The following is a 6547-nucleotide window of genomic DNA, read 5'->3' as shown; positions in this document are numbered from 1 at the left end:
CAGCAAATCCCGAGCCGATCAGAGCTCACCGACCGAACAGGAGGCCACCCCCGCGGCACTGACCGCCTGAACCATCACATCGAAGAATCACACGACGACGTCGTACACCACGCCCCTGGACTTGACCTCGCCCCGAGGCAACCTTCGCGTTGTGTGGGGCAATCCGGAACGAGCCCAAGACGATCTCAGTGGCAGTGAACGGCATCCAAACCGAAGTGCATTTCAGCTCGCCGCCGCTTCCCGCCGAAGGGCCGGAAAACGTCACAATCGACGGACAAAGGAAGAACGTCCAACTCGTAAAGGGCAGCCCGGCAAGCACTTTGGTGGGACACCCAGACGACATCCCGATGTTCATCGGGATTAACTGGTTTCGCCGACGAGGGCAGGAACTTCCCGGGCGCTTTGAAGATGCCATCGGCGGCCTGGTCAATAGTCGTGGCATCCGATCACGCATTGGGAGTGCTCACGGACGTCCCCACAATCCCGGCGCTGCCGTCGCCCGCGCTGCGGCGGAGCGTTCCACGGCTTGCAGACGCCATCTTGAGTCAAGCAGCCGGTGGACCTGGTGCGGAACCATCGTTTCGCCCGGTGTCTACTTGATTAGGTCGCAACAAGTGGCGCCGTTTCATAGTGCGTAAGCGAGGCGACGATGATGCTTCCTACGACGAAGGAGAGAGACGAGATGGCGGCGCCACACCCCGCTGTGCATTTCAAGGGCATCTTCTGGCAGGTCCAGACGCCTGAAAGGGCCGTGACGGGCGAGCTCACGCTCAGCAGGTCCCGTCCTGCGCTGGAAGTCATCGGGCAGCTGTTCGTCGAGCGTTCGGTCGAAGTCGACATCGATGACAATGACTTTGTGCGGCGTATTGGTGTCCGCGGAAGGGCCGCCGATCGTGTATCCGACTGGGAGCCGCGCAACATCCACGGCACTCTCGACGACGGCACGCCGGTCTCCATGGTGCAGGCGCAAGGACGATTGAAACGGCCGCTGGATGTCACGGACTTCCGATATCGGCAGCGTTTCACCACGTTGCGCCACGTCGTTTTGGGCGAACACATCGACGATCAGACTGCCTTTTATGGCTGCCGGTACCGCATCACAGGCCCGATTTGGTACGAGCAAGCCCTTACAGAAGCGGACACTGCGGACGGCGGTCACGTGCGAGTCACTCATGAAGGTGACACTTGCCTAATGGAATACGTTCCTACTAAACCAATGACGATCAAGGATCTAAGCGAGCGGGTTCTCAGCCCTAGCCGCACCCTGGCGTCTATCGTCTCGCACAACCCATCAGGAACGAACGACTTCGCTGTCCGCTTGACCGCCGATTCACCCTGGCGTGAAGTGCACGGCGAAGACCAATCGTCCCTTCGAGGCACCCACGAACTCCTGGGCAGCCCGCACCTTACAGCCGACCGCGTTGCGCGTTGGATCGACTTCCGTACGCGCAGCGGTGCCCTCGATGCCGCCGCTATCGACGCCAGGCACGGAGCTACTGTTCAGACGCAAGTCCTTACCCTCGCTTCTGTCGCCGAAGGACTGCACCGACGAATCTGTCCGTCGCGGAAACGCATACCCAATCTGTCTGCCGCTGATGAAGACCGTGCGCGGCGCGCGGCGCGCGCTGCAGCTGTGCAGCAACTGCGCGACAGCGAGCAATGTCTCAACGATCTTGAACTCGGCGAATTCACCCTGGCCATCACGCAAGCGCTGTCTTCCATTAATGACCTCACTTTCCGGACGCGGATGGCCGAGCTAGCCACTATCGCGGCAACCGCTGCACCCTCCATCGTCAGCGAGTTCACCGACTGGCCTACCTCTGTCCAAAAAGCGCGAAACATCCTCGCCCATCAGGGAACTCAGCCGCCGGGTGAGAACCTCGACCGGCTTCATGATCTTTTGATGGCGTTGTACTACTCAATCGCGTGGGTGCTACGCACGGTTCTTCTCGTCGAAGCTGGCTTCGATGGTCCAACGTTGCAGCGGGCCTTCAATGACTACCCGGCCTACGCCCATCACCTTGCCAATGTACGGAGTCTGTTGGCCGGGACCGAGCACGCTCCACCGCCTCCCAACGCCGAAAGCGACTAATCCCGCCTCCACGCCGCCACCTGCATACGAAGCAATGCACATATTTCAACCGAAATCGACGCCTGCTGGTACCGCTCCCGGGACCGGTCAGAGTCCGACAACGACCCTTACGCACCTGTAGCATCCGACCGTCAATTAGCTAGCCAAGCTATCGATATTCCACTCGAAAATGGCGGATCCGCCATCGTCCGCCATTTTCGAATGGAATCCGCCATCTTTGAGTGGAACCTACAAGTCGCTTCGAATTGACGTTGCTCAGTAGCCCTTTGGGGAACGGTGGGGGTCAGCTTGTTGGATTTTAGCTGCGAGATCCGTTGCGGCCCAAGAAACTGCGTATTTTCGCGTGGCGTAGTTGATGAAAGCGCAGGCTTGGCCGAAGGTGTCGGGGTGGTTCGACGACGTGCCGGGGTCCTGGTAGGCCCGGTACGTGGAGGCGATGAACTGGAACGGTCCCCCGGAGGGGTTTCCGGCCCGCGCATTCGAGTCGTGCGTGTTGACGACGTCACGAAAATTGGATTCGCGCTGTGCGACCAACATCATGCCGGCTTCCCAGCGGGCCCGCGCGGCTGGATCGCGAATCCCCTTGCGGTCCAGGGCAGCCCGAATCGCCGCGCGCACATTCTCAGCGCCTTGGCCGCTGAACGACGAGGGGTAGTTGCCCCCAACGGAATCACCCATTGGACTGGCTCGCCGTGAGTTTTGGCCGTTGAGCATGCCGGGCAGTTTGGAGAACATGCCCATTTCGGGGAATCCGCCGCCACCGCCGCCCATGCCCATCGGCGGCATTCCGCCACCGCCGCCCATGGCGCCACCCATCCCGCGGAACATGCCCGCCTGGGACGCCTGCCCGGCCTGGCGGTAGGCCATCGCCATCTGGCGCATTCGGGTGGCCAGCAGCTGGTTTTGCGCCTTGGTGGAGTCGAGTTGGCGCTGCATCGCGGCCAGGCGGTCATCCATGTTGGTCACCAGCGTCTTCACCCCAGCCGGTGAACCAGTAGCCGGCGCGATCGCGGCCGCGGCGCTGGCCGCGCTCTGGCGCACACCGGTGGCCCCGGCGCGACCGTTCTGGCCTTCGGCGGCCCCGGCAGCCGAGGTGCCGTTGGTTTGGGCGTCCAGGCCGGTCACGGTGCCCCAGGTGCGTTTGTATCCGTCACCGGCGTTGCCGGCCCCGGTACTTAAAGCTGAATCCGGCGGGGCGGCCGGTACACCAGGGCCCTGGTTCTGGATCGACCCCGGACCGCCAGCGGCGGGGAAAACGCCCTGGGCAGCGGCCAACACCCGGTCAACCTGCGCGATATACGCGCCCACACCCGAGCCGCCCACCCGCTCAAACTAAACCGACACCAACGCCCACAACCACGCCCCAAAACACAGAATTCAAAACCGCCGCATCAGACCAGCGCGGGCGCGCTCACACCCGCGCTGATCGCGGCATACACCACGTCGGCAACGTCACCGCTCTGCCAGCACAGCAGCGTCTCCAAACGGCGGCACTGAGCGAAATCGTGCTGATACGCGACCAATTGGTGTGGCTCCTCCACACCCATCAAGCCGGGGCGCTGAGCACCCGCCATGAGCCGATCATTCTCGTACTGAGCGGTCAGCTCGGCCCACTCACGCTCCGAGGGCCACTGCCCCGCGATCACCGCGCGCGCCACCGACGTAGCGGCCGTCGACATCTCGGGCCCTGAGAACACGACCTGCTGAGTGAGCTGGCGCGCGTAGCGCTCAGCTTCGTCTGCATCGCGCTGCAACCCGACGAACACCGCCGGAGCGATCGTTTCTAAGCGGTGCGAGCGATCCCGCGTCAGCCTCGACGCATCAGCTTCACCAGGCACTCCCGCAGGCGCGATACCGATCGCGACATCCGGTGTGGCGGAACGCACCTCGTCGGAATCGTGCGCCCACGTCGTGGCAATCGCCGACACCGCGTCACCACGCATCCGAACTGCCCGCAACACGGTCTCCGCCGGATTGAACCAACCCAACCAGCGCACATCGAAGTCTGGATCGAAGTGCGCTGCCAACGGCATCGACCGGCGAATGTAGACGCCCGGCGGAATATAGCCAGCACCCTCGTTGGTGGTCACCCACATCTCCGGGAAGCCAGAAGCGCCGCGCGTTACCGCCACCGCCCACTCCAGGCCTGGATAGGCCACACTCGAGGCCGCCGCGAGATCCGCCACCACCGTGCGGGCCGACTCAAGATCGGTCATCGACACGTCACGACCCACTCGCTGGTTGTTGACCTCACGCAAGCCTTGCAAGAAACCCGGCGCACCCGCCGCAGCAGCGCCTCCCGCCGCAGCTGCAGCGGGAGCCGACGGTACGGAACCGGCAGCGCCGGCAGCTGCGGCCGGCGCCGATGGAGGAAGCACCGACCCGTACGAGGTCATCTGCGGCGCCGCACGCGAGGAACCACCGGCCCCTCCCAGGCCTCCCGCTGGAATGCCGCCCATCCCGCCACCGGCAGAGCCCGCCGCCCCGGTAGGTGTGGCCGAAGCGGGAGCGGTCGAAGCCGTGGGTGCCGCCGAACCTGGCGCAGACGGCTGCGCGAGCGGAGCCGCCGATAAAGGTCCTGAAGGAGTTTGTGGCGGCGCCGATGACGCCAGCGGCGGCATCCCGCCCACCGCGGCATTGCCCGCCGCCATCCCGCGCCCGAATTCGCTGCCCAGCGACGACGGGCTAGCGCTGGAGGCTGGCCCCTGTAAACCCGAAGCGGGACTGGACATTCCGCTGACACCTTTGGCGCCTCCGGCCATGCCCTGCAAACCACCCAGACTGCTCAGCGGCGACGATCCCCCACCCCCAGAACCGCCACCGCTCCCCATCGAGGGCGGCGACGGCATCGACGGCGGTTTGGATGCACCAGCCCCATCTGTCGGAGAAGACCTTTGATAGCCCGTGGCTAGGGGATTCGGGAGTCCAGTGCCCTGACCGGCGTCCGGGCTGCTGGAAGAATCGGTGATGCCCCCCTTGTGGTATCCATCGCTGCCTGGTTTTGGCACATTCGTGGAATCGGCGGGCTGCGTTGAAGGCCCGTCACTGGGATCGGCTCGGTGGTGGCTGTCCTGGTCCTCGGATTCGCCGTTCTGTTTTGGTGATCCTGGTGGTGCTTCGGGGATGCCAAACTTGTTCGTCAGCATCGTGGTCTGCTCGGTCATCCACCCGTGCAGCTCGGTACGGTGCTCTTCGATCAGGGTCCGGTATTTGGTGGTGATAACGGCGATCTTGGCTGTGGGAACGCCGCCGGGGGCATTGAGATACTGCTCGATCTCCTGGTGTGCTGCGTCATGGGCGTCGCGAATGTTGCGCTTCCCCAGCCTGATTAGGCCACTCATTTGGCTTTGAGTTGTGCTCACGCCGTCGAGGACGCTTGCTACCGCCTTGTGTGCCTTCTCTTCGGCCTCGTAGTGCTCGTATGCGGCGTCGGCGCCGGCGCCGTCGCTCCACCAGCCTCCTGGTGAGAACACTTCGTCCTTTGAGCGCTCCGCGGCCGAGGCCGCGTCTTGATGGTGCTCGGACAGCTTCTTGAGTTTGGTTGCGGTTTGGGCCAGTTCGGATTCCGATTCGGTCGGCCACACTCCTGGGCCGACCAAGTAGCCGGTGAACATTCCGGGCTGCAGGTGAATATCGCCGCCGCCGGGCATGCCCAGGCTTGGTACATAGTTATCGGCCGGCGGCTTTGCCGCATCGAAACCTTTCAGCAGCTTGGCTGCCTCCGAGTTGGCCACCTCGGCAGCCGTTTTGACGTGGCCAGCCTCTTTGCTAGCTGAGTCAGCGACGCCGCTGTTCGCATTGGTTGCGGATGGCATTAGTGCGGCAATCCGCACGCCGATAGTAGGGCGTCGACGGCGCCGTTCGACGCATCGTTCGCCGCCTTGACCTCATTGATATTCGCCTGCCCAAGAGCAGCGTTCATCAAGTCCAGATTCGTTTGGACTACTCGTCGCGCCGGTTCGGCCACATCTGCTGGAGTCGCGGGTACGAGCGCGTTCTGCATCGAAACGGTCCCACTTAGCGTCCGTAACAGCATGGGAATGTTCGGTTGACCGTCGACCCTGGCGCCGCCCTGGCTTGCGATCCCTTTGGACGAGACGTCAAACGCTGAGCACACAGCTTGCTTGGCGGCGGCCTGCTGCGCCGCTGTGTACGTGGGTTCGGAAGGCGTGGGCGCTGCGGCTGTTGATTTGCCGGCAGAGTGTGCGATTGCGTAAGTGATGGCGGCTGTTGCAGCGATGGCGATCACCATGAGGACGGCAGTCACCAGGGCCCACAGCCACATCCGAGGGGCACGTGGGGTGCTGCCGTGCTGGGTCGGCACGGGTGCCCCGCCACCTGGCGGCGGAGTCCATCCGTAGGGCGGGACGTTGTGGGGCGGGGTTGGCTGGGGCGGGACGCCACCTGTCGGCGGTGCCCAGGCTGATGTGCCGGTGCTCATGTGTGCCCTCCCTT

The 6547-nt window shown here is 63.9% G+C and carries 4 protein-coding genes; 1 reads left to right on the top strand and 3 read right to left on the bottom strand.

The window, feature by feature from the left end; genetic code table 11:
- The first annotated feature begins 682 nt into the window (after nt 1-682).
- Nucleotides 683-2092 carry a HEPN domain-containing protein gene (locus HPC46_RS33325; RefSeq protein WP_005148499.1) on the top strand — a complete coding sequence of 470 codons (1410 nt, stop codon included), beginning with the start codon at nt 683-685 and terminating at the stop codon, nt 2090-2092.
- A 255-nt stretch (nt 2093-2347) separates the two neighbouring features.
- On the opposite strand, the gene HPC46_RS33320 is transcribed toward HPC46_RS33325, so the two are convergent.
- The 3 genes from HPC46_RS33320 to HPC46_RS33310 form a co-directional block, all read right to left on the bottom strand.
- On the bottom strand, nt 2348-3415 hold the full coding sequence (locus HPC46_RS33320; RefSeq protein WP_179476280.1) for a lysozyme family protein: 1068 nt from the start codon (nt 3413-3415) through the stop codon (nt 2348-2350).
- Between the two features lie 68 nt (nt 3416-3483).
- Complete coding sequence (locus HPC46_RS35390; protein WP_233717017.1) at nt 3484-5826, bottom strand: hypothetical protein; 2343 nt, start codon at nt 5824-5826, stop codon at nt 3484-3486.
- Nucleotides 5827-5906: 80 nt separating this feature from the next.
- Nucleotides 5907-6344, bottom strand: a complete 438-nt coding sequence (locus tag HPC46_RS33310; RefSeq protein ID WP_144246121.1) for a hypothetical protein — start codon at nt 6342-6344, stop codon at nt 5907-5909.
- Between the last annotated feature and the right edge of the window lie 203 nt (nt 6345-6547).

It is taken from the genome of Mycolicibacterium vinylchloridicum (genome assembly GCF_013404075.1).
Lineage (GTDB): Bacteria > Actinomycetota > Actinomycetes > Mycobacteriales > Mycobacteriaceae > Mycobacterium > Mycobacterium vinylchloridicum.
This window is presented reverse-complemented; position numbering and strand designations above follow the sequence as displayed.

Bases quoted from the DNA above. Each gene is read 5' to 3' on its own strand.
- HPC46_RS33325 (WP_005148499.1), top strand. From the start codon at position 683: ATGGCGGCGCCACACCCCGCTGTGCATTTCAAGGGCATCTTCTGGCAG.
- HPC46_RS33310 (WP_144246121.1), bottom strand. From the start codon at position 6,344: ATGGTGATCGCCATCGCTGCAACAGCCGCCATCACTTACGCAATCGCA.